The 21,878-nt window shown below is 71.5% G+C and carries 21 protein-coding genes and 1 pseudogene; 8 read left to right on the top strand and 14 right to left on the bottom strand.

Translation table 11 applies throughout. From position 1 onward, the window contains the following. Positions 1-49: 49 nt before the first annotated feature. On the bottom strand, positions 50-1,312 hold the full coding sequence (locus tag FXF68_RS06735) for an MFS transporter (protein WP_148757976.1): 1,263 nt from the start codon (positions 1,310-1,312) through the stop codon (positions 50-52). 80 nt (positions 1,313-1,392) lie between these two features. Between FXF68_RS06735 and FXF68_RS06730 the strand changes: the two genes are divergently transcribed. After that, entirely contained in the window at positions 1,393-1,977 is a 585-nt protein-coding gene (locus FXF68_RS06730; RefSeq protein WP_148757975.1) for a CGNR zinc finger domain-containing protein, read from the top strand. Positions 1,978-2,211: 234 nt separating this feature from the next. Here FXF68_RS06730 and FXF68_RS44405 read toward each other — a convergent pair whose 3' ends face one another. The 6 genes from FXF68_RS44405 to FXF68_RS06700 form a co-directional block, all read right to left on the bottom strand. After that, positions 2,212-2,340 carry a hypothetical protein gene (locus tag FXF68_RS44405; protein ID WP_281292136.1) on the bottom strand — a complete coding sequence of 43 codons (129 nt, stop codon included), beginning with the start codon at positions 2,338-2,340 and terminating at the stop codon, positions 2,212-2,214. Between the two features lie 168 nt (positions 2,341-2,508). Beyond that, positions 2,509-2,940: a hypothetical protein gene (locus FXF68_RS06720; protein ID WP_148757974.1), complete on the bottom strand. Its 432-nt coding sequence runs from the start codon at positions 2,938-2,940 to the stop codon at positions 2,509-2,511. Continuing rightward, the gene (locus tag FXF68_RS06715) at positions 2,933-3,445 is read right to left on the bottom strand and encodes a COG4315 family predicted lipoprotein (RefSeq protein ID WP_148757973.1); all 513 of its coding nucleotides are present in this window, start codon (positions 3,443-3,445) and stop codon (positions 2,933-2,935) included. Before FXF68_RS06715 ends, FXF68_RS06720 begins: the two co-directional genes overlap by 8 nt. 1 nt (position 3,446) lies before the next feature. Then, positions 3,447-4,040 (bottom strand): COG4315 family predicted lipoprotein, encoded by a 594-nt coding sequence (locus tag FXF68_RS06710; protein ID WP_222869820.1) that lies wholly within the window; start codon positions 4,038-4,040, stop codon positions 3,447-3,449. A 143-nt stretch (positions 4,041-4,183) separates the two neighbouring features. Further along, positions 4,184-5,356 carry a 4-hydroxybenzoate 3-monooxygenase gene (locus FXF68_RS06705; protein WP_222869819.1) on the bottom strand — a complete coding sequence of 391 codons (1,173 nt, stop codon included), beginning with the start codon at positions 5,354-5,356 and terminating at the stop codon, positions 4,184-4,186. A 121-nt stretch (positions 5,357-5,477) separates the two neighbouring features. After that, positions 5,478-5,867, bottom strand: a complete 390-nt coding sequence (locus FXF68_RS06700; protein WP_148757971.1) for a peptidase inhibitor family I36 protein — start codon at positions 5,865-5,867, stop codon at positions 5,478-5,480. A gap of 215 nt (positions 5,868-6,082) precedes the next feature. Between FXF68_RS06700 and FXF68_RS06695 the strand changes: the two genes are divergently transcribed. The 4 genes from FXF68_RS06695 to FXF68_RS06680 all read left to right on the top strand — a co-directional run bounded on the left by FXF68_RS06695 (position 6,083) and on the right by FXF68_RS06680 (position 10,051). Next, on the top strand, positions 6,083-7,597 hold the full coding sequence (locus FXF68_RS06695; RefSeq protein WP_187437765.1) for a glycosyltransferase family 39 protein: 1,515 nt from the start codon (positions 6,083-6,085) through the stop codon (positions 7,595-7,597). Between the two features lie 82 nt (positions 7,598-7,679). Beyond that, positions 7,680-8,213: an RNA polymerase sigma factor gene (locus tag FXF68_RS06690; RefSeq protein ID WP_148757969.1), complete on the top strand. Its 534-nt coding sequence runs from the start codon at positions 7,680-7,682 to the stop codon at positions 8,211-8,213. After that, positions 8,210-9,352: a TolB-like translocation protein gene (locus FXF68_RS06685; protein WP_148757968.1), complete on the top strand. Its 1,143-nt coding sequence runs from the start codon at positions 8,210-8,212 to the stop codon at positions 9,350-9,352. Before FXF68_RS06690 ends, FXF68_RS06685 begins: the two co-directional genes overlap by 4 nt. 93 nt (positions 9,353-9,445) lie before the next feature. Next, a complete protein-coding gene (locus FXF68_RS06680; RefSeq protein WP_187437764.1) occupies positions 9,446-10,051 on the top strand; it encodes a TMEM175 family protein in 606 nt (201 codons plus the stop codon). Here the strand turns inward: FXF68_RS06680 and FXF68_RS06675 are convergent. Continuing rightward, positions 9,982-12,093, bottom strand: a complete 2,112-nt coding sequence (locus FXF68_RS06675) for a DUF1990 family protein (RefSeq protein WP_148757966.1) — start codon at positions 12,091-12,093, stop codon at positions 9,982-9,984. The genes FXF68_RS06680 and FXF68_RS06675 overlap by 70 nt on opposite strands. Positions 12,094-12,268: 175 nt before the next feature. On the opposite strand from FXF68_RS06675, the gene FXF68_RS06670 reads away from it, so the two are divergent. Then, the gene (locus tag FXF68_RS06670) at positions 12,269-12,709 is read left to right on the top strand and encodes a DUF6098 family protein (protein ID WP_148757965.1); all 441 of its coding nucleotides are present in this window, start codon (positions 12,269-12,271) and stop codon (positions 12,707-12,709) included. Positions 12,710-12,717: 8 nt separating this feature from the next. On the opposite strand, the gene FXF68_RS06665 is transcribed toward FXF68_RS06670, so the two are convergent. From FXF68_RS06665 to FXF68_RS06650, 4 genes and pseudogenes are all read right to left on the bottom strand, one after another. After that, the gene (locus FXF68_RS06665; protein ID WP_148757964.1) at positions 12,718-13,200 is read right to left on the bottom strand and encodes an MSMEG_6728 family protein; all 483 of its coding nucleotides are present in this window, start codon (positions 13,198-13,200) and stop codon (positions 12,718-12,720) included. Between the two features lie 629 nt (positions 13,201-13,829). After that, a pseudogene (locus tag FXF68_RS06660) lies at positions 13,830-15,317 on the bottom strand (SDR family oxidoreductase); the annotation flags it as partial. 325 nt (positions 15,318-15,642) lie between these two features. Next, on the bottom strand, positions 15,643-16,437 hold the full coding sequence (locus FXF68_RS06655) for an ArsR/SmtB family transcription factor (protein WP_246178363.1): 795 nt from the start codon (positions 16,435-16,437) through the stop codon (positions 15,643-15,645). Positions 16,438-16,526: 89 nt separating this feature from the next. Next, positions 16,527-17,036: a TetR/AcrR family transcriptional regulator gene (locus tag FXF68_RS06650; protein ID WP_148757962.1), complete on the bottom strand. Its 510-nt coding sequence runs from the start codon at positions 17,034-17,036 to the stop codon at positions 16,527-16,529. 79 nt (positions 17,037-17,115) lie between these two features. Between FXF68_RS06650 and FXF68_RS06645 the strand changes: the two genes are divergently transcribed. Together FXF68_RS06645 and FXF68_RS06640 are read left to right on the top strand one after the other, a co-directional pair. After that, on the top strand, positions 17,116-17,928 hold the full coding sequence (locus FXF68_RS06645) for an NAD(P)H-binding protein (RefSeq protein ID WP_148757961.1): 813 nt from the start codon (positions 17,116-17,118) through the stop codon (positions 17,926-17,928). 68 nt (positions 17,929-17,996) lie between these two features. After that, complete coding sequence (locus FXF68_RS06640) at positions 17,997-19,103, top strand: polysaccharide pyruvyl transferase family protein (protein ID WP_222869818.1); 1,107 nt, start codon at positions 17,997-17,999, stop codon at positions 19,101-19,103. 12 nt (positions 19,104-19,115) lie between these two features. Here the strand turns inward: FXF68_RS06640 and ligA are convergent, their stop codons facing one another. After that, positions 19,116-21,107: an NAD-dependent DNA ligase LigA gene (gene ligA / locus FXF68_RS06635; RefSeq protein ID WP_148757960.1), complete on the bottom strand. Its 1,992-nt coding sequence runs from the start codon at positions 21,105-21,107 to the stop codon at positions 19,116-19,118. A 71-nt stretch (positions 21,108-21,178) separates the two neighbouring features. Next, entirely contained in the window at positions 21,179-21,829 is a 651-nt protein-coding gene (locus FXF68_RS06630) for a GNAT family N-acetyltransferase (protein WP_148757959.1), read from the bottom strand. Positions 21,830-21,878 lie beyond the last annotated feature (49 nt).

Raw genomic sequence — 21,878 nt, 5'->3', positions numbered from 1 at the left:
AGCGCGTGGCCACTCGGGACCGTTCGGCTTCGCGTGGCCGTTAGGAACTTCAGCTTCGAACATGCGGCTCGAGAGGGGTGGTGTCGGGTGTTTGCTCTGGGTGGGGGATGTGGGTGCGGTAGGCGATGAGGTGGCGGGTGAGGGCGAGTCCGGCGAGGGTTCCCACGAGGAGGCACACTGCCGTCCAGCCGAAGTGGGTGTAGGCGTGGACGCCGAGCCAGGAGCCGGTACTGCCGCCGAGGAAGGCGCAGGTCATGTAGGCGGTGTTCAGTCTGCTGCGGGCTTCGGGGCGGAGCGCGAAGATTCGTGCTTGGTTGGCGACCTGGCCTGACTGCACCGCCACGTCCAGGATGAGCATCCCTGCGGTCAGTCCGATCAGGCCGAGCGTGCTGCCGAGGGATCCGGTGGTGAGCAGCGCGGCGGCGCCGATGACGGCCAGCATGCAGACCAGGTTCACGGTGTCGGGGCCGCGCCGGTCGGTGCTGCGTCCGGCGATGGGGGTTGCGAACATGCTGGCCGCGCCGACGAGTGCGATCAGCCCGATGGCGGAGGTGCCGAGGTCGTATTCCGGGCCGGTGAGCAGGAGCGCGAGGCTGGTCCAGCCGGCGGTGAAGCCGGCGAAGATCAGCGCTTGGTACAGACATGAGCGGCGAAGGTCGGGTTCGGCGAGCATCAGGCGCAAGGGTGCGCTCAGCAGCGCCGGATAGCGGTCCCGTGATGGCGGAGTCGTGGTGGGGACCGCGAACGCCAGGACCAGTGCGAGCAGGAACATCACGGCCGCCGCGACCAGGTAGGGGGCGCGCCAGCCGAGCCACTGCCCGAGGCCGCCGCCGAAGGTGCGGGCCAGCAGGATTCCGCCGATCAGGCCGCTGAGCAGGGTTCCGGTCACCGCGCCTCGCCGGTCGTCGGGCACCAGCCCGGCGGTCATCGGGATGAGGATCTGCGGGACGACGGTCGCGGCGCCGGTCAGGGCGCTGGCGGTCACCAGCACGGGCAGCGTGGGCGCCGTCCCGGCCACGAGCAGGCCCAGGCCGGTGATCGCCAGTAGGACGACGATCAGGCGCCGGTGCATCAGCCGGTCGCCCAGCGGCACCAGCAGGAAGATCCCGGCGGCGTAGCCGAACTGGGCGGCGGTCACCACCGTCGCGGCCCTACTTGGCGAGACGCTCAGCCCGTCTGCGATGAGCGGGACGATCGCCTGCGGAAAGTAGATGTTGGCCACGCCGACGCCGCAGGCGAGCGCGAGCAGGAAGATCAGCCGGCGTCCTGGTGCCGTGGCGGGGGAGCCGAGCCCCAGACGTTCGTCGGTCATGAGGACCCTCGCATTCGAGAACCGGTTTAACCGGTTCGACGGTACCGGTTAAACCGGTTCCAGGGGTAGGGTGTTTGTTCATGACCGCTGAGACGCCCGCTCCCGTCTTCCGCAGCGGAGCGGGGCGGTTGTGCCTGGACTTCATCCGGACCCTCCGCCACCGCGGTGCCCCCGGAGCGGAGGAAGAGCTTCCTGACCTGGCCGCCGTGCGGGCCTGGGTGGCCCAGTTCGCCCCGTTCGCCGCAGGCGAGGCCGTCGGTGAGCCCGGCCAGGACGCCCGCGCGCGTGTGCTGCGTGAGGCGATCCATGAGCTGATCGACGCGGCCGTGAGCCCTGCCGGGATCGAGTCATGTCCCGCGCGGGCGCGCGAGACCGTCAACGAGCTCGCCGCCCTGCCGGTCCCGGCGCCCTGGCTGGACGCCTCCGGCCGCCTGCGCTGGCACGCTGACGAACCGCTGCTCGCGTCCCTTGCCCTGATCGCCAGGGACGCGCTGGACCTGGTCACCTCGGCGGCCATCGGCCGGGTCCGCCGGTGCGCCGGTCAGGACTGCAACGCCTTGTTCCTGGACTCCTCCCGACCGGGCACCCGCCGCTGGTGCTCGATGAACACCTGCGGAAACCAGGCCAAGAAGGACACCCTGCGCACCCGCCGCGCACGAAACTGAAGGCCAAGCCTTCCGAAGGATCAAACAACTCGCGCGCCCACGGCTAGTCGACTTGTTGTTCGAAGGTTTTCCCACTCGAACTATTAGAGGGCGGCCAACGAGGCTCGGTTCTCTTACTTCTCGGGCCTGGAGTAGTCGGCCGTCATGGATTGGTCGGAGTGTTGATGTCGGTTGTGACGGTGTGGTGGGTGACGTGTTCGTCCCAGCGGGTCAGGGCTTGGCGGGCGGTTTCTTCTACGACGGCTTGCTCGGGGTGTCGTCGTTGGCGTCGTCGGATTCGGGGAGCAGGTGCGGGACGGTGCGCTCGGGCCGGACCACGTAGTCCAGCCGCGCGGTCAGTCCCGGCTGAAGTGAGGCGAGCATGCCGCGTCCTTCCTGTGTTCACTTGTTCCGCTGAGGTTCGGCCGGGGCGTGGTCGGCGTGCTGGCCACGCACCTGGCCGTGTCTCGACCTCGATGGTGGCATGGTGCCTTCAGAGGCAGCAGCACAATTGATCAGTGCAGCAGTGATGGCCAAGTCCCGGGGTGGCTCTCAATACGCTGGGCTTGGGTGGGGGTGGCGTGTTTCGAGGGCCAGGTAGGCCGCCAAAACCACGACGACGCCTGATTCCAGGCCGAGGGCTAGGGCGATCGTCGTTCGGTAGCCGTATTCGTGGAATCCGAAAAGCGTGGTGTTCTCAGTGATCAGCAGGCCGATGATGGTGCCCAGCGCGAACACGATCGCTCCGGCCGCGACGAGCGCGTGGGGTGCGCGGCCCAGGACCGGGATCGATGCGACGCCGGGCAGGGAGCCCAGCGGGCTGGCCAGAGCGAGCCCGAGCGCCACCGCGGAGGCGAAGTTGATCAGGAACAGGATGCCGATGATCGGGATGACGCGGTAGTAGTCGGCGAAGTACTCGTACAGGTGGACCGCGCCGACGCCGAACAGCAGCAGCACGGCCAGGTAGCGCAGCAGGTCACGCACCGCGATCACCCGTCCGGGAGCCCTGGCCGGTGCTCGTGCCGCTCTCGACCTGCTCGCCCTGCGGGGAGACGGCGTACCATTCGGCGCCGAACTGGGTGAGGGCCTGGCCTCGGATGTCGCCGCGTCCGGTGTCGGCTTGGTAGTAGTACAGCGGGTGTCCCGCGTAGACGAGCTGGCGCGGCCCTTCGGGACGGGCGATCGTCGTGATCTGCGACTGCTGGGCGGCGCCGGCCGCCGTGGGCGGTCCCGCCGAGGTCGCGGGCGGCCAGATCGCGGCGCACGCGCCGTCGCAGCTCGACTGGTTCGGCAGGTCGGCGACGAACAGGTAGAGGGTGCGGCCCCGGCCGTCCACCAGAATGGGCCCGAGCGAGGACACCCGCTCGGTGCTGATCTTCGCTCGGCCGGGGTGCAGCGAGTTCGTCGCCAGCGCGCATCCGGCGACCGGCACCGTGAGCGCGCCGACGATCAGCGCGCTCCGGAGCCGGGCCGCCCACCGGCGGCGCATGTCAGTAGCCGCCGCCGTTCGAGCCGCCGCCGGTCGACTGGACCTTGTTGCCGGACGCCGACAGCACGTACCACTTGGCGCCGAACTGGTTGAGGCCCTGGCCCTTGGCGCTGCCGGGGGAGGTGCCGTCGGGCGCGTAGTAGTAGATGGGATGTCCGCCGTAGGTGACCTGGGCCGAGCCGTCGCCGCGCCGGGTGGTGCCCAGCTTCGTCGCGTCCGCTCCCGGTCCGGCCTGGGGCTTGCCCGAGGTGGCGACCGGCGGCCACACCGCCGCGCACGATCCCGAGCAGGTCGAGGCCGTGCCCGTGTCCTTCTCGAACAGGTAGACCGTCCGGCCCTCGCCGTCGACCAGGATCTGGCCCAGGTTGCCCACGGTCGCCGTCTTGATCGTCTCCCCGGTGGCGGCGCCGGTCTGGGACGGGGCCGGGGACTGGACCGTCGCCGTCGCCGCCTGGTTGGTGGCGGACGAGTCTCCGTCGCCGCACCCGGCGACCTCCAGCAGGGCCGCCGCCAGGGCCGCCGCGGCGAGCGGCACCCCCACGATCCGGCGTCGCCGGGGCCGGTGAGCCGGGTCGGTCTTGTGCGCCTGAGACATTTGTGTCCCTCCCTCCGAGAACGCGGAGCCGGGTCCGCCGATATTCATTGCCTCGGCGTCGCATACCCCTAAGTCCGGCCCAATAGCGTGACCCGCAATTTCAGGAGAGGCTTTTACCCGGTAATGAAGATGGTGCGGTCGGGTCAGTCGCCGGTCATCAGGTCCGCGAAGGCGTGGGCGGCGGGGCGGGAGGTGAACAGGCGGTCCAGGCGTGCTCTGGCCAGTTGGCGGCGGAAAGTCCCGGCCTGGGCGGCGTTTCCGGCATCGTGGGTCAGCTCCGTCAGCCAGCGGGAGAATTCTTGCTGATTCCATACCTTCTTGAGACGGCTGGCGGAGTAGTCGTGGAGTTCCCTTTCATCGTCCTCGACCAAGGCTTTGTGAAGCGCGTGGGCGAGGACGTTCGCGTCGCCGATCGCCAGGTTCATCCCCTTGCCGCCCATGGGGGTGATGATGTGCGCGGCGTCTCCGACGAGGAAGAGCCTGCCGTACCGCATCGGGTCGAGGACGAAGCTGCGCATCTCCACGACGGCCTTCTCAGTGATCGGCCCGGCGGGCAGGCCCTCGTCGCCCAGGCGGAGTCGCAATTGCCGCCACACGCGCTCGTCGCTCCAGTCGGAGGGTGTGCCGTCCTGCGCGCATTGGAGGTAGAAGCGGCTGGCGGCCGGGCCTCGCGGGAACTGCGCGGCGAAGCCGTGCGAACTGATCCCGAAGAGCGGGAGGCGGGGCGGCGGGGCGTCGGCGAGGACGGTGATCCAGCCGATGTCGTGGTCGAAGGAGTAGACGGTGACGGCCTCCGCGGGCACGCTGGCCCGGCTGACGCCGTGGTGGCCGTCGCACCCGGCGACGTAGTCGCAGGCGATCTCGTGGACCGTCCCGGCCGGGTCCCGGTAGGTGACCGTGGGACGGTCGCCGCCGAGGTCGTGCGGGGTCACCTCGCCCGCGTCGAATCGCAGGTCGCCTCCGCCGTCCAGGAACGCGGAGACGAGCCGCGTGACGAGTAACTGCTGCGGGATGATGCGGCCCGTCCTGCCACCCGACAGGGCGGGAAGGTCCAGGTAGCGGGGCTCCCCGTCGAGGCGGATCTCCAGCGTGCCGTCGTGGGGGACGCCGGCGAGCAGGGTGTCGGCGAGCCCCCATTCCTCGAAGACCCGCGTGGCGGAGTGGTCGAGCACGCCCGCGCGCTGCCGCTTCTCCACGTACGACCGGCTCTGGCGTTCCAGGACCACGCATGCGACGCCTGCCCGCCGCAGCAGGTTGGCCAGGGTCAGGCCCGCCGGACCGGCCCCGATGACGACGACCTGAGTGCTCTCGCGCATACCCGACATGTACCGCACCGAGCCCCGCCGGCAGGAGTCCGCCGTCACCGCGCGAGGACCGAAACACCTCTTCGCCGCAGGTCCTTTGGGGCGTGCCGCCCCATGGCGGACCCGGCCGCGGCTATCTCTGGATCAGGAGCGAATTGATTGGAGTGAGGTTTCTGTCGGTCCAATGGCCGGGGTGTATCGGAGCCCCGCATCCCTGACCGTTGTAGCCGGTGCAGAATCGCACCGTCGTGCGGTAGGCGTTGTTGAAGACGCGGTGGTCACCGCGAAAGCCCCCGAGATTGACCACTCGGGCGGCGGAGTGATGGACGGCGGGACGGTCGCCGCTCCATTCGGGCCCCGGATAGATGCACACGCGGTCGTCGGTGCAGCCGTGGCGGTCGCGTCTGGCCGCCGGGGCGTCGGGCGCGCCGACCGCCGCCATGGCGGCCGTGCCGATGACGGCGGCCGCCGCCAGGACCGCGGCGCGCGTCCCCGACCAACGGCGGTAACTGAAGCTGGTCATCGCGTAAACCCCCGATAGTTGCTGTCGGTTGTCGTCCAATTACAGCAAGTGAAGAACGGGAGGGGTATCCGGGGGAACCCGTACAACCAGCCGCGCAGGTCATCGGCCCTCTGCCGACGCACGATGACCCGCCCGCCCCCGACAAAGCACGCACTTGATCGAAATTAGGGGTCGGGGTGATGCAACAGCGCGGGGGGCTCATTGCGTCTCTTACCGTGAACTCACGATTGGATCTTCTGCCGGGGGAACGCCCGGCCACCGCCGGGCGCCCCGGCCCGCCGATCGAGGACGCGGGCCCGCGCGGGGACGCGAGGCGGGAGCGGTGGAGGGCCTGGCTCCTTCCCGCCGTGCCCGCCCTGCTGGCGCTCGCGATGGGCGTCTGGGGCGCCGCGCGGCTGCCGCTGTGGCGGGACGAGGCGATCACGTCCGAGATCGCCCGCCGCTCGGTCCCCGACATCCTCGGGTGCGCCCGGCACATCGACGCCGTCCACGCCGCCTACTACCTGTTCATGCACGGTGTCATCCAGGTCTTCGGGGCCAGTGAGTTCGCGTTGCGGATCCCGTCGATCGCGGCGTTCGCGGCCATGGCGGCGGGCGTCACCGTCCTCGGCCGGAAGATCATCTCCGGGCCGGCCGGGCTGATCGCCGGGCTGATCTGCGCCGGGGCCCCGTTCGCCAGCCACTACGCGCACGAGGCCCGGTCCTACTCGCTGGTCGCGGCGCTCACCGTGTGGCTGACCGTGCTCTTCGTGGACCTGGCTGAACGCGGCTCCCAGCGCCGGTACGCCGCCTACGGCGCGGGCGTCGTGCTGCTGGGGCTGGTCCACCTGTTCGCGCTGCTCATCCTGCCCGCCCACCTGGTGACGCTGCTGCTGACGCGCCGCACCCGGACGATGCTGCGCCGGTGGTCGGCCGCGGCGGCCGCGGCGGTCGTCGCGGTGAGCCCGCTGATCGCGCTGGCCGTGACCCAGCGCAACGCCCTGGACTGGTTGACCCGGCCGGGATGGCTCGACGTCCGCTACCTGGTCGAGACGTTCACCGGCCCCCCGGTCGTGGCGTACCTGCTCGGCGTCGCGATCGCGGCGGGCCTGGTCACGGCGCGGCGGCGCGGCCCGATCGGCCCGCAGGCCCTGGCCGTGCCGTGGCTGCTGCTGCCCGCGACCGTGCTGCTCCTGGTCTCCCAGTTCCACCCGTTCTACACATACCGCTATGTGATCGGCAGCCTCCCCGCCATGGCGCTGCTGGCCGCGGCGGGGCTCGTCCGGCTGCCCTACCGGACGTGGGTCGCGCCGCTCCTGGTGATGGCCGTCCTGCTGCAACCACTGCACGTTGATCAGCGTCGTCCGGAGAAATGGTGGGACAATCTGCGCGGGGCCGCGCAGATCGTCGAGCGGGAGTCCCGGCCGGGTGACGCGATCGTCTTCATCACGAAGGACCGGCGGTCGATCGCCGAGGCGTACCCGGACGAGTTCCACGGGCTGCGCGACGTCACGATGCGGCGGACCCCCGCCGAGGCGGGCAACTTCGGCGGCGCCGAGTACGACCCGGCGGAGATCGGCCGCCGCCTGACCGGCGCGGGGACGAACCGGGTCTGGCTGCTGGAGGGGCCCTGGCGCATGCCGTCGCTGGTGCCGCAGGACCGCGCGAAGGTCGACGCCCTCCAGCGGAACTTCCGGCAGGCGAACGTCTGGCGCGTCACCGGCATCACGCTGACCCTGTACCAGCGATAGACGAGTACCAGCGGTAGACGAACCGCCCGAAAAAAGTTCGGCCGCCCGTGCAACATCGGCGGCCCGGTCGCGTCTCCTACCCGTGAGCCTCCTCAACTTCCGCCAGGACGGCCCGCCGGACTTAGCGGTGCGCTCCGCCGAGACGGCGGTGACGCGGTTGTACGAAGCACACGCCTTGGACCTGGTCAGGCTGGCACTGGTGATGGTCGGCGACAGGCCCACCGCCGAGGACGTCGTGCAGGACTCCTTCCTCGGCCTGTACCGGCGGTGGGGACGGCTGAAGGACCCCGACAAGGCCCTCACCTATCTGCGGTCGTCGGTGCTCAACAACTGCCGGTCGGTGCTGCGCCGCCGGGGCCGCCGCCCGCTCGGCGTCCAGGACCCGCCCGTCGCGTCGGCGGAGAGCCGGGTCCTGGACCGGGAGCAGGGCCGGGAGGTCCTCGACGCGCTGCGCCGGCTGCCGCACCGGCAGCGGGAGACGCTGGTGCTCCGGTTCGTCCTCGACCTGTCCGAGGAGGAGACCGCTCAGGTCATGCGGGTGAGCCGGGTCACCGTCCGGTCCAACACGTCCCGTGGGCGCACCGCCCTTGAGCGCATGCTTGGAGAGACCCCGTGAACGTCGAACGGCTGCTGAAGGACGCCGCCGCCGCCGAGACGCGCGAGGTGACGCGCGAGTCGCTGCCGCCGCTGAACCTGCCCGCCGCCCGCCGCCGCCACCGGCCGGCGGGACGGTGGACGGTGCCCGTCGCCGCCGTCCTGACCGTGGTCACGGTCGTGGCGGTGACCGTCGTGCTGCGCGGCGTCCTGCGCGGCCCGGAGACGCTCGGCGCGCACGAGGGCCCCCCGTTCTTCCTGGCGACCCACCGGAAGGGCGGCGTCGGGGTCTTCGACTCCTGGACCGGACGCATGATCGACGACATCCCGGCCCGCGCCGGGCACTACGCCGCGCTCGCCCTCTCGGGCGACCGGCGCACCGCCTTCCTCGCCGCCGAGACCGCCCCCTGCCGCACCCGCATCGACAAGGTGACCCTGCGCCGCGACGGGACCGTGGCCGAGCGGACGGCCCTGCCCACCGTTTTCAACGCCCAGGTGGACGAGATGGCCGCCACGGCGGACGGCGACCGCGTCGCGATCGTCTTCTACAACCCCGGCGACTGCCGGGACTTCGACGACCTGACGGTCGTCGACGCCTCGTCCGGTGTCGACCGGGGATGGCGGCTGCCGCGGCAGACCGCCGACTCGATGGACTACGTCCAGTCCCCGGCGTGGGCGGCGGACGGCCGCAACCTCTTCCTCGCAACCAACGCTCCGGAGACCCCCCGTCCCGAGCGCGACGGCTTCCTCCTGCGCCGACTCGACACCAGCACGGCCGACACCACCCTCTTCCACGCCCCCGTCGTCCTGCACAGCCTCCCCGACCTGTCGTCCTTCAGGCCCTCACCGGACGGGCGTACCGTCGCGGCCATCCAGCAGAACACCGACGACCTGGGGAAGTTCGGCTCCGTCTCGATCGTGAAGGTGACCCTGCCCGCCAGGCCCGAGTCCGAGAAGTCGTCCTTCCCGGAAGTCGGCCGCATGACGGAAGGGCAGATCGCGCCCGCGGCGCCGGTGGACTTCCGGGCCACCCTCGACGCGACCGGCAGGCACCTCCTCGTCAGCTCACGCCACGACCGGGCCATCTTCCGCATGGACGACGGCCGCTTCCACCGCCTCCCCGACCTGCGCCGCAGCGACCTCGGCCTGATCGCCTGGTGACCCCCCGCGCGCCTGCGACCGGAGCCTGAAACGTTCCGGGGACTGCCGGGGGCTTTACCTTTCGGGGCCGTGGCTGCTGACAGAGTTGGGGCGGTGTCCATCCCGAGGGATCCCGACCGGCTCGTCTTCTTCACCGACGCCGTCGTCGCGATCGCCGTCACGCTGCTCGTCCTGCCGCTGGTGGACGTGGTGCCCCAGGCGGCGCGGAACGGGCAGAGCGCCACCGAGGTGGTCACCGAACACAAGCCGGAGATCTTCGGCTTCTTGCTAAGTTTCGCTGTCATCAGTCGGCTGTGGTTCTCGCATCACGACTTTTTCCGGCACGTGCGGGCCTATTCCAAGCCGCTGGTCATATGCAATGCCGGGTGGCTGTTGACCATCGTCGTGCTGCCGTTCCCGACGGAGATGGTCGGCGTCTACGGAAACGACCGGTTCACGGCCGGTTTCTATATCGCCACGGTCCTTCTCGCCGTGGTGTTCCAGACCGGGCTGGAGCTCGTCGTCCGGGCGAATCCGGAGCTGGCGTCGAAGACGGCTCCGCCGCCCGCGGACTACCTCACCGGGTCGGTCACCGCCGCCGGGCTGCTGGCCCTCGCGCTGGTCCTCGCGCTGGCCATTCCGAGTCTGAACTACTGGACGTTGCTCCTGCTCTTCTTGTCCTCCGCCGTTGAGAAGGCTTGGCGTCGATTCAGGTCTTGAACCGTCAGGGCCCGCATGCGGCGGCATGCGCGTTTGTAGAACTTCAACTGCATGTATCGGCCGAAGAGCAGGAAGCCGAGACGCACGACGGGATGGGACGTGGACGCTGCCTGCGAGAAGACGTGGATATGGAATTCCACCTCACCCGTGTCGAGCCATTTGCGGACTTCCTGGCTCATCTGGCCCCGTTCGAGGTGTCCTTCCAATGTCTGGTAGTTCCAGCCCCACACTCGCGCCTGGCGTCCGTCCTCCTCGATGGTCGTGTCGACGACGCCGCCGACGCGGAGTCCGAGGTAGAAGGGCAGGCCGTAGAACCGGGCTTCGAGCAGCATGTCCCGGCCGGGCGCGGGCGGGCCCGAACGGAGGATCCGCCGGATGATGGCCGGGTCGGCGTACTCGTAGTTCCGCGTGAGGCGGCGGGCGACCTCCCAGCTTCCGCCGGGGATCGGCGGCCCCGGCGGCTCCGGGGGCAACCGCTGCCGGTAGTCGTCGACATGCCAGCCCTTCTCGGGCCCGTCCATGTTGTATTGCCGCGGGTCGAAATTAAGGCGGCGGTGGTGGAGTTCGGCGTATTCCCGTCGCATGCGCCGTGGGGTCCGTGTCTTCCGGCGAACGGCGCCGCGGCTCGCGTGAGGGGGTGCGACTTGCTGGACGGCCGCGTAGGTGGAGCCGCGTATCTGCTGGAACAGCCCCGCCGGATGCAGTTCGGGGACGGGGTGCAGGGTCGGATTGAAACGCATCGGTTCGCGCTCGTCATTCTGCGCCGGTCCCGTGAGCCGCAGTTCGCCGAATCGCTCCCACGGGCCGTACTCGGTGGCCACCATCAGATCGAAAAGGAGCGGCCGCTCGTCCAGGGCCTGCGCGAGGGTCGCGAGGTCGGCCGGTGCGCGGCGCGGTCCCCGGGCGACCGCGCCCAACAGGACGCGGCGGTCACCGACCCGGTATGCCAGCAGAGAGCCGTAGAACGCGGGACTCCATCGGTTCATGGGACGCAGGAGATGGCGGCCGAGAATGGTGCGCCCCGTGGTGGCCAGCAGTAGGTCTACGGTGTCCAGGTCGTCGGTTTCTGGGTTCGGGAGCGTCCATCGCAGCGCCAGTCCGAGGATGTCGGGCAGCGCGGACGGCAATCCGATCGCGCGGGAGAGACGCGCTTTGCCATGCAGTTCTGTCTGGTCGTCCAACAATGGCACTCCCCAGCGTTGGGACGTGCCGTGCAGCCGCAAGGCGGCATCGACCACAAGGCCCTTCGGATGCAGCGGCCGGTTTCGCAGCCGCCGCGCGGCCAGCGTGAAACCCCGCACGAACACCGCTTCGACGGCGCGTCCGACCGGCCCCGGCCGCCGCTCCGTTCCGGGGACTTCCCTTCGTTCCGTCTGGACCTCTATCTCCCCGACCACGCGGCCTCCCGAGAGTTCGGCGACCCGCAGACAGAAATGCGACCACATGTGCAGTTGCATCTCCTTCGCGATTCCCACCTTCGCGTAGAGGAGCTCCGCCAGCCGGTCGCCGCTGCGCGCCCAGGACTCGATCATGAAGACCAGGCCGCCGTCGCGGCCCTCCGCCACCCGGAACTCGATCTCACCGGCCTCCATGTGGCCGCGCAGGGTGGCGAACCGGAACGACTCCGCCGTCTGCTCCACCACCCGGACGGGACAGTTCCACGGCCCCGGCATGTGGACCATGTACTCGTCCCCGACCTCCAGCCGCCGGGCGCCTCCCGACGTCTTGTCGAAGACCGCGACCTCCACCGGCGACGCCGCGTTGAGATCGGCGCCGACCAGACTGATCAACTCCGGCGGGGTCAGCGCGCTGCCGGTGATCTGGACGATGTAGCGCCGCTGGAAGGTGGGACCGACCCCCTGCGGCGCACCCTGCGTCCCGGCCCCGTCGTGGTGCGGGAACCGGTCGGCCTCCGGCAGCGCCCCCGACCGGAGCCGGCGCCGCGAGACCCGCCGGGAGCGCCGCAGCCACCGCCACCCGGCGATGCCCATGCCCGCGGGCCAGCGGGCCGCCCGCGCCCGCCGCCGCCAACGTGTCCGCACAGCGTCCCCCGATGTTCGCCGTGTGATCCCGTGATCCCGCGTCCGACCTGCTCGTCCGGCCGCGACCCGCTCAGCCATACCCGTGCGGGATGGGGCAAACCGTGCACGGTCCGTGGCGGCGGCCCGTCGCCTCCGCTGTTGAATCGTCCGGTCATTGGTGGGAACAGGCACTTCCATGGCGCAAGAGGTGATCACGTCGCTGGAGCGGCTGGCGGAACTGCTGGAGGAGCGCTCGCCGCTGTACGTCCGCTGGTCGGCCGATCCCGAGGCCGACCAGTCCAGTCCGAACAGCATGGACGGCCTGACGGGGGCCGAGTTGCCCGGCCTGTCGGCCAATCCCCTCGCCGTGGAGGAGTGGTGGGGCGACCGCTCGACCGTCCTGTGGGTCGCGCGGCGGCTGCACGACTACTCCCACCTCGAGAAGGCGCGCACCCCGGGCGCGCGGCCCTGGGTGCTGGCGGGCGACGAGGCCGGTCGCGGCCCGGACAACGAGCCCGTCATCGCCCGCCCGCGCCTGGTGGCCCTCATCGACAAGCGGGTCCTGGACGAGGCCGAAGAAATCATGAAGCGGGACACTAACGTCGAATGGGGGCCACTGGACCGTCCCGGCGGCTGACGGCCCGGTCAGGAGGGGTCGGCCGCGCGGTCGCGGTCCGATCGGGGCCAGACGTAGGGCAGGTCGTCGGGGACGCCAGGGAAGAGCGGCCCGTAGAACGCGGGATCCTTCCGGACCAGCGCGGAGCGGTGGCTGCGGTGCAGTTCCGGGTCGCCCAGCCAGGGCGGCAGCTCACCGGCGTCCGCCAGCAGGTCCTGGGCGCGCGGCCGCTCGATGCCGACCGCTCCGGCCAGGTCGGACGTCAGGGTGGCGGCGCACGTGTCGCGGTGCCCGAGGCCGGACCACTGGCGGCAGATCTCCAACCCGTAGCGGACGAGCGCCTCCTCGTACCCGGTCCACATCTTCACGGCCGGATGGTTGCGCCAGCCGTAGCCGGGGACCGTCAGCCCGCGCAGGATCTGCAGCGCCTCGACGCGCTGCTTGCCGAGCCTGCGCTGGTCGAGGACCCGGGCCGTGGCGGCGAAGTCCGCGTGCGGAAGGAAGGTCTGCACGGCGCACACCCCCGATCGTCCCGGCGCCCGTCCTGGAGACCCGGCGGCCGTCCAGGCTACGACGTCAGCGGCGCGGCGGCGCGGTCCGCGGTGCTCGGCTCCTGGAACGTGTCGCGAACGGCGTCGGCGCGGAGCCGCTCCAGGACGGCGAGCTGATCGTTCGCCCGCTCCTGGAGCAGCCTGAGCCGCTCGGTGTCGAGCGCGGGCTCCTGCTCGGCGACGGCGAGGAGGGTGCGCCATCCGGCGCGCTTCCCCTCCACCGCGAGGGTCATGGCCTCCAGCTCCACCACGTCGCTCAGCGGCGAGCGGCGGACCAGGCCGCCGTTGAGCTTGAGGCGTCCCGCCTTCTCGGCGACCGACACCGCGAGGCTCTTGTACCGGCGGACGGGCAGGCCGAGCGACGTCAGGATCTCCAGGAGGGCCCCGCGGTCGGCGGCGATGTCGTCGGCCAGCCGTCCGAGCCGCTCGGCCTTGTCCGAGTCGCGATGCCCGCGTGCGACCCTGCGGGCCAGCGCCACGCCACCGGCGGCGGCGGCGAGGTGATCGTTGAGGTAGATGCCCAGAAGCTCCCGTGAGCGGGTCACGTCCATGCCCCGCCGATACCCGGAGCGGCGCGCGTAAACGGCCCCGGCCGGCCGGTCGCGTTCGGCGGCTCGGGCGATGCCGCGGGACATTCCGCCGAAGACGCGGTCGTGGAAGGGCTTGAACGCCCACCAGTAGGCGTGGCCCGACAGCCCCCGGGGATGGAACAGCGCGCGCTGGGTGAAGTCGGAGCGGCCGTCCTCCCGCTCGGTGACGCGCAGTTCCAGCCAGGCCAGGCCGGGGAGCCGCATCTCGGCGCGCAGGCGCAGGAGCCGCGGGGGCTCGATCTCCTCCACGCGCCAGAAGTCGACGGTCTCCCCGATCCGGAGCCGGTGCGGGTCCCGGCGGCCCCGCCGCAGGCCGACGCCGCCGACCAGGCGGTCCACGATGCCGCGCACGCGCCAGGCGAGGGGGAAGGAGTACCAGCCGCGGTCGCCGCCGATGCCCTCGACGACCGTCCACGAACGTTCGGCGGAGGCGTCGACGGTGCGGGTCCGCTCGTCGGTGTAGAGGCTGCCGCCCGCCCAGTCCGGGTCGGTGGGCAGCGGGTCGCTGGGGGCGCCCGGGACGCTCGCCGACGACCAGCGCGTGGCCACGTCGGCGTCGCGGACGCGGCGCAGCGCCAGCGACACCGCGCGTTCGAAGCCGGTCGGGCCATCGGGCGGCGGCGGGACGTACCGTCCGATGTCGTCCTCGCGGCAGACCATCTCGTTGCGCAGCGACTCCACCAGCGGGCGGGCGAGGCTCCCCGGCACCGGGGTGACGCCGCCGACCCACAGGCTCGACAGTCCCGGGCTCAGCAGCGGGACCGGGATGATGAGCCGCCGCCTCAGCCCGGCCACGGCGGCGTAGCGGTGCATCATGTCGGCGTAGGTGAGCACGTCCGGGCCGCCGATGTCGAAGCCCCGGCTGACGTCGGCGGGCAGGTCGGCGACCGCGACCAGGTAGTGCAGGACGTCCCGGATCGCGATCGGCTGGAGCCGCGTGCGCACCCAGCGCGGGGTGACCATCACCGGCAGCCGCTCGGTCAGGTAGCGGAGCATCTCGAACGACGCCGAGCCCGAACCGGTGATCACCGCGGCGCGCAGCCAGACGGCGGGCACCCCGGCGTCCAGCATGATCCGGCCGACCTCGGCGCGGGACGACAGGTGGGGCGACAGTTCCTCCGCCGGGTCCATCCCGCCCAGGTAGACCAGCCGCCGCACACCGGCGTCGCGGGCGGCGTCGGCGAAGGTGCGCGCGGCGCGGCGGTCGGTCTCGGCGAACCCGCTCCCGCCGCCGATCGCGTGGATCAGGTAGTAGGCGACGTCGACGCCCTCCAGGGCGCGGCGGGTCGACTCCCGATCCGTCGCGTCGGCCTCGACGATCTCCACCTCCCCGGCCCACGGATGGTCGCGCAGCCGCCGCGCCGAACGGGCCATGCACCGGACGCGGTGGCCCGCGCGCAGCAGTTCGGGGACCAGCCGTCCGCCGATGTAACCGCTGGCCCCCGTCACCAGGAACAGGCGCCCGCCGCCGTCGTCTCGGTCATTCATCGCGGCGGCCACCGCGTGTCGCCGGGCGAGGTGTGCTGATCATCGTCCCCCCTATGTGGGACACCTCGTACCCGACCGCCCCCGGCGCAAGCGCGCACCCAGCGCGGATGTCTTCCGGCCGCCGACGAACAGGGCGGTGGACCGGTCAGGACACGGCGGCCGGATAGGGGCTCACCATCGTGCCGAAGTAGGCCTCGACGGTTCCTGACGCTCAGGCGCGGGGCTCGCGCCGCCGTGCTCGGGCACGGTGGCGGCGGCGTCGAGCAGCGAGCGGTAGGCCACCTGGAGGTCGGCGGTTTCCACGGGGGTCTTCCTTCTCGTTCGACTACATGTCCCAGGGCGCCTGGGGGAGGACCTCGCCGGTTTCGAGCAGGGACTTGAGGTTCGCCAGGACGGCGGGCCAGCCCTGCGAGACGCCGTTGAACATCTCCTGGTTGGGGAAGTTCTCGTGGGTCACGGTCAGCCGGACGATGTCCTGGTGCGGCTCGATGAGGAACGTGACCACGGACGGCTCCCGCCGCGACACGGAGTCGAGGTCGTCCTCGAAGGTGATGACCAGGCGGGACGGGGGCTCGGCGGTGAGCACCTTGCCGACGACGTCGACGGCCTCCGATCCGTCGGCGCGCCGGTGCTCCCAGGACGAGCCCTCCTTCCAGTCGGACACGTTGGCGTGCCCCCAGTAGCGCGCGGTCAGGTCGGCGTCCGTCAGCGCGCGCCACACCTGCTCGGCGCTCGCACGGATGTAGGTGACGTAGACGTAGGTCGGCGCTGAGACGGCCGTCTCGGTCATGGCGTACTCCTCGGCTTGATTCCGGATGGTGGTGAGCGCTTGCAGCCGTGGCCTGTCGAACTCCGCGATCCAGCGCTGCTCGATCTCGTGGATCGGCGCGGGGTTGAGGTAGTGCAGCCGTTGCCGTCCGCGCCGGACCACGGTCACGAGGTTCGCGCTGACCAGGACGTCGAGATGCTGCGTCAGCGACTGGCGCGCCATCTCCACGCGCTCGCACAGCTCGCCCAGGGTCTGGCCGTTGCGCTCGCGCAGCCGGTCGAGCAGCAGGCGACGGGTCGGGTCGGCCAGCGCCTTGAAGGCGGCGTCCATCGGGTTGGCTTCCAAGCTCACCCCTGAATTATGCAGGTAACTACCTGCATAATGTCAAGCGGTGCGTCGCCGCAGGTCAGATCGGTCGCGCCGGGAGTGGCGCGTGCCGGTCAGGGCGCGGCGAGGCCGTCCAGGAGGAGGGGGAGGAAGCGTTCCGGGACGACGCCCGGGTGGCAGGCGAAGACGTTGAGCAGCTCCATGAGGTCGCCCGTGCCGACGTCCGAACGCATCGCGCCGTCCGCCTGGGCCCGCCGTACCAGGTCGTCGAGCCGGCGTATCAGCGCCTGCCTCGCCTCCGGCGCGGAGGCGTCGGCCAGCGCGGCGGCGATGGCGCCGCGGCTCTTCTCCACGCTGTGGACGATGAACGCGCGGATGGCCGTGAGCGCGTCCGGCTCGTCCGCCGCGGCGTGGTCGAGGGCGTCCGTCAGCTCGTGGACGTACTGCTCCGCGAGGGCGGCGAGCAGGACGCCGCGGTCGGGGAAGCGGCGGTAGAGCGTCCCGACGCCGACGCCCGCGCGGCGGGCGATCAGCTCCATCGGCGCGTCCGCGCCGCGCTCGGCCACGGCGTCGCGCGCCGCCTCCAGAATCCTGTCCCGGTTGCGGCGGGCGTCGGCGCGCATCGATCTCCCCTTGAAGTGGACGACGGTATTCCGCTTATTATAGAAGCGGAAGGTGACATTCCGCTTAGGAGGGTGCTTGATGATCGTGGTGACGGGCGCGACGGGCACGATCGGCCGCGCGCTGATCGGGGAGCTGGGCGGCGCGGCGCGGGCCCTGGTACGGCGCGCGGAGCAGGGCGAGGAACTGGGATGCGACTACGTGGTCGGCGACCTGGAGCGGCCGGAGACCGTCCCGATCGAGCCGGGCGACCGGCTCTTCCTCAACAGCGCGCTGTGGCCGGGGTTCGTCCGGGCGCACAAGGCGGTCATCGACCACGCGGCGGCCGCGCGGGCCGCGCAGGTGGTGACCGTCTCCGTGCGCGGCGTGACGTCGAGCAGCCTGCTCGGGTTCGGCATGCACGGGCAGGTGGACGACCATCTCAAGGCGTCGGGAGTCCCGTGGTCGATCCTCGCGCCGGTCGGCTTCATGCAGAACCTCGCGGGCGACGTAGACGAGGAGGGACGGATCTTCGGCTCGTACGGCAGGGGCGGGGTCGGCTACATCGACGCGCGCGACATCGCGGCGGTCGCCGCCGCGCTGCTGACGCGGCCCATCGGGGACGACGCCGTCTACGAGCTCACCGGCCCGGTAGCGCCCACGCACGACGAGATCGCCGACGAGCTCACCCGGGCGCTCGGCCGGACCGTGCGCTACGTGGACATGCCGGTCGACGAGGCCGCCGTCCATCTGGAGAAGCGCGGCATGCCCGCCCCCGCCGCCCGTGACCTGGCCGAACTCATGTCGCAGATCGGGGATGGACGCTGGGCGAGCACCACCACGACCGTGGCCGACATCCTCGGACGCCCGCCGCGTTCGCTGCGCGAGTTCCTTGAGGAGACGAGCGCGGCGTAAGGACCATTTCTCCCACTCGTGCGGTATGAGTTGTCGGGCGCTTAGGGCGGGCGAAAGGGTTGAGGGCCGTGTTCTATCTCGTCGGGACGACCGGGTTTCCCAATTACGGGGACGAGCTGATCGCGGCCATGTGGCTGCGGTATCTGGCGGAGCGGGCTCCGGAGACGGAGGTCTGGCTGGACTGCCCCAGCCCTGGTCCGGCGCAGGTTCTGCTGGGCGGGTTGCATCCTCGGGTGCGGTTCACCGACACCTTCTGGCGGTTGTGCTGGGAGGCGCCGGGGGACGAGCCGTGGGAGGTCGTCCGATGGGTGCGGCAGGCGATGCACAATCCGTCGATGGCCTGCCGGTGGGCGGCCGGGATCCAGTTGGCCGCCGAAGCGCGGGTGGTGCACATCATCGGCGGCGGCTACATCAACCGCGTCTGGCCCAAGCACTACGGGCTGCTGGCCGCTGCCGTGGGCGCGGTGGAGAGGTCGGGCGGACGCGCGGCGATGACCGGGCAGGGGCTGTGGCCCGTGGCCGATCACGCGGAGGTCCTGGTGCGGGAGCTGGCGTCGCGGTTCGAGATCGTCGACGTGCGGGACGAGCCGTCCGCGCGCCTGGTCGGGACGGCGGCGTCCGACACCGGCGACGACATGTTCTTCGGAATCGGCCCGCACCTGTACCGGCGGCCGGGGGAGCAGTTGCGCGAGGTCATGCTCTGCCTGCAATCGGATCTGCTGGAAATGCCTCGGGCCGCTTTGGCGTCCTTCGTGCTGGAGACCGTGCGCGCGTGGGGCGTGACGGGCGGCCAGGTCGGCATTGTCGAAGGAATTCCCGGAGTCGACCGGTCGGTCTTCGAGCTGATCGAGGCGGACCTTCCCGACGTGCGGTTCTATCCGTTCGCGGGCGTGTGGCAGCACGGCCTCCCGGCCGGGCCAGAGCAGGTCTGGATTTCCACCCGGTTCCATTTCCATCTGCTGGCCGCGGCGGCGGGCGCGACCGGGGTCGCGGTGTCGGTCAAGGCCGACTACTACTCGACCAAGCACCGCTCGCTGGCGGATCGCGGCAGCGGCTGGACGTTGGCCGAGATCCCGCGGGTGCCGGAGCGGCCGAGCCGGGGCGGGTTCGATGCGTCGGTGCTCCGCTCCTTCCGGGAGGCCAAGACCGCCATCGCGGCGAAGGTCTATTCCTAGTCGGGGTCGGCGTCAGGCGATCCCGGCTTCGGCCAGCCAGCGCCACAGTTCGTCCTGGGCGACGACCGTCACGCCGAGCTTCTCGGCCTTGGCGGTCTTCGCCGCGCCGACGTTGTCGCCGGTCAGCAGGTAGTCGGTGGTGGACGAGACCGACGACGCGGTGGTGGCCGCGGCCTGCTCGACCAGGCGCGTGACGTCCGGACGGCTGATCTTGGCGCCCGAGCGCGGGTCGGTGAACGCGCCCGTGATGACGACCGACCTTCCCTTGAGCGGCGAGTCGCCCGCGGCCGCCGCGTCGACCGGACGGTCCTCGTCGAGGACGTCGAGGCTCACGCCGCGTTCGCGCAGCGCCGCGATCTCCTCCCGCACCTCCGGGCGGGCGAAGAACGCCACGATGCTCTCGGCGGCCTTCGGCCCGATGTCGCGGATCGCCACCAGGTCGTCGGCGGTCGCGGCGGCGACGTCCTCGATGCGCTCGTATCCGGCCAGGCAGAGCCGCTTCGCGGTGCCCTCGGACGCCATCGGGATCGCGAGCCCGATCAGCGCCCGCCGCAGCCCGACGCCCTTGGACGACGCGATCGAGTCGACCATGTTCTTCGCGCTGACCTCGCCCATCCGCTCGTAGCCGAGCAGCTGGTCGGCCGTCAGGTCGTAGAAGTCGCTGCGGCGGCGGAGCACGCCGTCCTCGGCGAGCTTCTCGATCCAGACGTCGCCGACGCCCTCCATGTCGGCCGCCTGCCGCGAGGCCCAGTGCATCAACCGGCGCGTCGCCTGCGCCGGGCACTGCAGGTTCAGGCACCAGCGCTCCTCGCCGGTGCCGCGGACCTCCAGCTCCGACCCGCACGACGGGCAGTGCGCCGGCGGGACGATCTCGACCTCGGTCCCGTCGCGCCGCTCGGGCAGCGAGCGCCCGGCGAAGGGGATCACGTCGCCGCGCCGCACGACCGCGACCGTGTCGCCGATCCGCAGGTCGCGCTCGCGGATCAGGCGCGGGTTGTGCAGGGTGACGTTCTCCACGGTCACGCCGCCGACGAACACCGGCGCGACCTTGGCGCGCGGCGGGACACGGCCGATCTTGCCGACCGGCCACTCGACCGACAGCAGCGTCGTCAGCTTCTCCTCCGGCGGGTACTTGAACGCGATCGCCCCGCGCGGCTCGGCGCTGTTGAAGCCCGCCGCGTCGAACGCGGCCGGTTCGTGCAGCCGGACGACCGCGCCGTCGATGTCGTAGTCGAGCCCGTCGCGGCGGCCGCCGATCTCGTGGATCGCGTCGATCACCTCGTCGCCGGTGGCGCACACGTACTGGGCGACCGGCTCGAAACCGGCGGGGACGTCCACCGCGACGCCGTCGCGGTCGGCGCCGAACGCGAAGAACCGCAGCAGCCGCTTGGCCTCGGCCGCCGCCTCGGGGTCTTTGAGCACGAGCGTCCCGGCGGCGCCGGACCGGGGGTTGGTCAGCGTCCGGTCGGGGTGGGCCTCGTTGTAGGCGGCCCAGACCGAGCGCAGCATCACGGCCTCGCCGCGGACCTCGATCCGTCCGGGCGCGTCGACCTCGGTCGGCAGGCCGGGGATCACGTGCCGCACCTTCTCGGTGACCAGTTCGCCGACCGCGCCGGTGCCGCGCGTGGCGACGTAGTCGAGCCGTCCGTCCGTGTAGACGACGCTGAGCGAAAGCCCGTCGAGCTTCTCCGAGACGCGGAAGACCTGGCCGCCGAACCGGTCGCAGAACGCGCGGATCTGCTCCTCGCTCGTCGCCTTCGCCAGCGACAGCATCGGACGCGCGTGCCGCCGGGTCGGGCCGGTCAGCTCGGCGGGCGCGTTGACCCGGCCCAGCGGGCTGTCGGACGGCTCGAGCTCCGGATGCTCCGCGACCAGCGCGGCCAGCTCGTCCTTCAACGCGTCGTAGTCGGCGTCGGGCAGGGGACTGTCGCCCGTGCCGTAGTACAGGTCGTTCAGCCGCTTGACCTCGGCGGTCAGCTCCGCGATGCGCTTTCCAACGTCCACGCCTCGATTAAACGCGACGCCACCGACAGTGTCCGCCCCCCGCCTCGGCCGTCACGCAGCGTGAAGGGACGTCACGCGGGATCGAGCCCGAAAAGCTCCAGGCATGGGTCGAGGCCCTCGATGGTGACGGGGACGGTGCGGTGCCGTTCCCAGGCGGCGCGGGTCAGGAGCATGCGGTGGTCGACGGTCAGCGCGCCCCGGACGGCATGGCGGTCGACGCCGTTGAGCTCGTAGCCGAGCTTGCGCGACACCCCGTGGGACGCCTCGTTGTGCGCGAACGCGCTGGACTCGGCCTCGTCCGCGCCCAGCCCGGCGAAGGCCAGTTCCAGCACGGCGGCCCGCATCTCGGTGCCGATCCCCCGGCCCTGGTGGCGGCGTCCGAGCCACGACCCGGTGCCCACCCGGCGGGTGACCGCCAGGTCGCGGGCCCTGACGTCCTGCAACCCGACGACGGCGCCCTCGTGGAAGACGGCCAGGTCGAGGCACCAGTTCCGGGGCGTCCACTCGCCGAGCTTCGCCCAGTGGCGCTGGATGACGCCGCGCGCGACCTCATCGGCCGGACGGTCGGTCCACGGGACGAGGAACGGCATCGTCCCCGGATCGTGGACCCCCTCCGCCGCCACGTCGGCCAGCGCGGCGAGCTCTTCGGGCGACGGCAGCCGCAGTTCGAGCCGGGGCGTCCGCAGCCGCAACCCGACCAGGGGGAAGTGATCCACGAGCATGCCCCCATACTGGCCGCCCCGCCGCCGGAGCTCATCCGATTTTCCGGCC

The organism is Actinomadura decatromicini (assembly GCF_008121305.1).
In the GTDB taxonomy this organism is placed as follows: Bacteria; Actinomycetota; Actinomycetes; order Streptosporangiales; family Streptosporangiaceae; genus Spirillospora; species Spirillospora syzygii.
The sequence above is the reverse complement of the archived record's forward strand: the minus strand, read 5'-3'. Positions and strand labels throughout refer to the sequence as shown.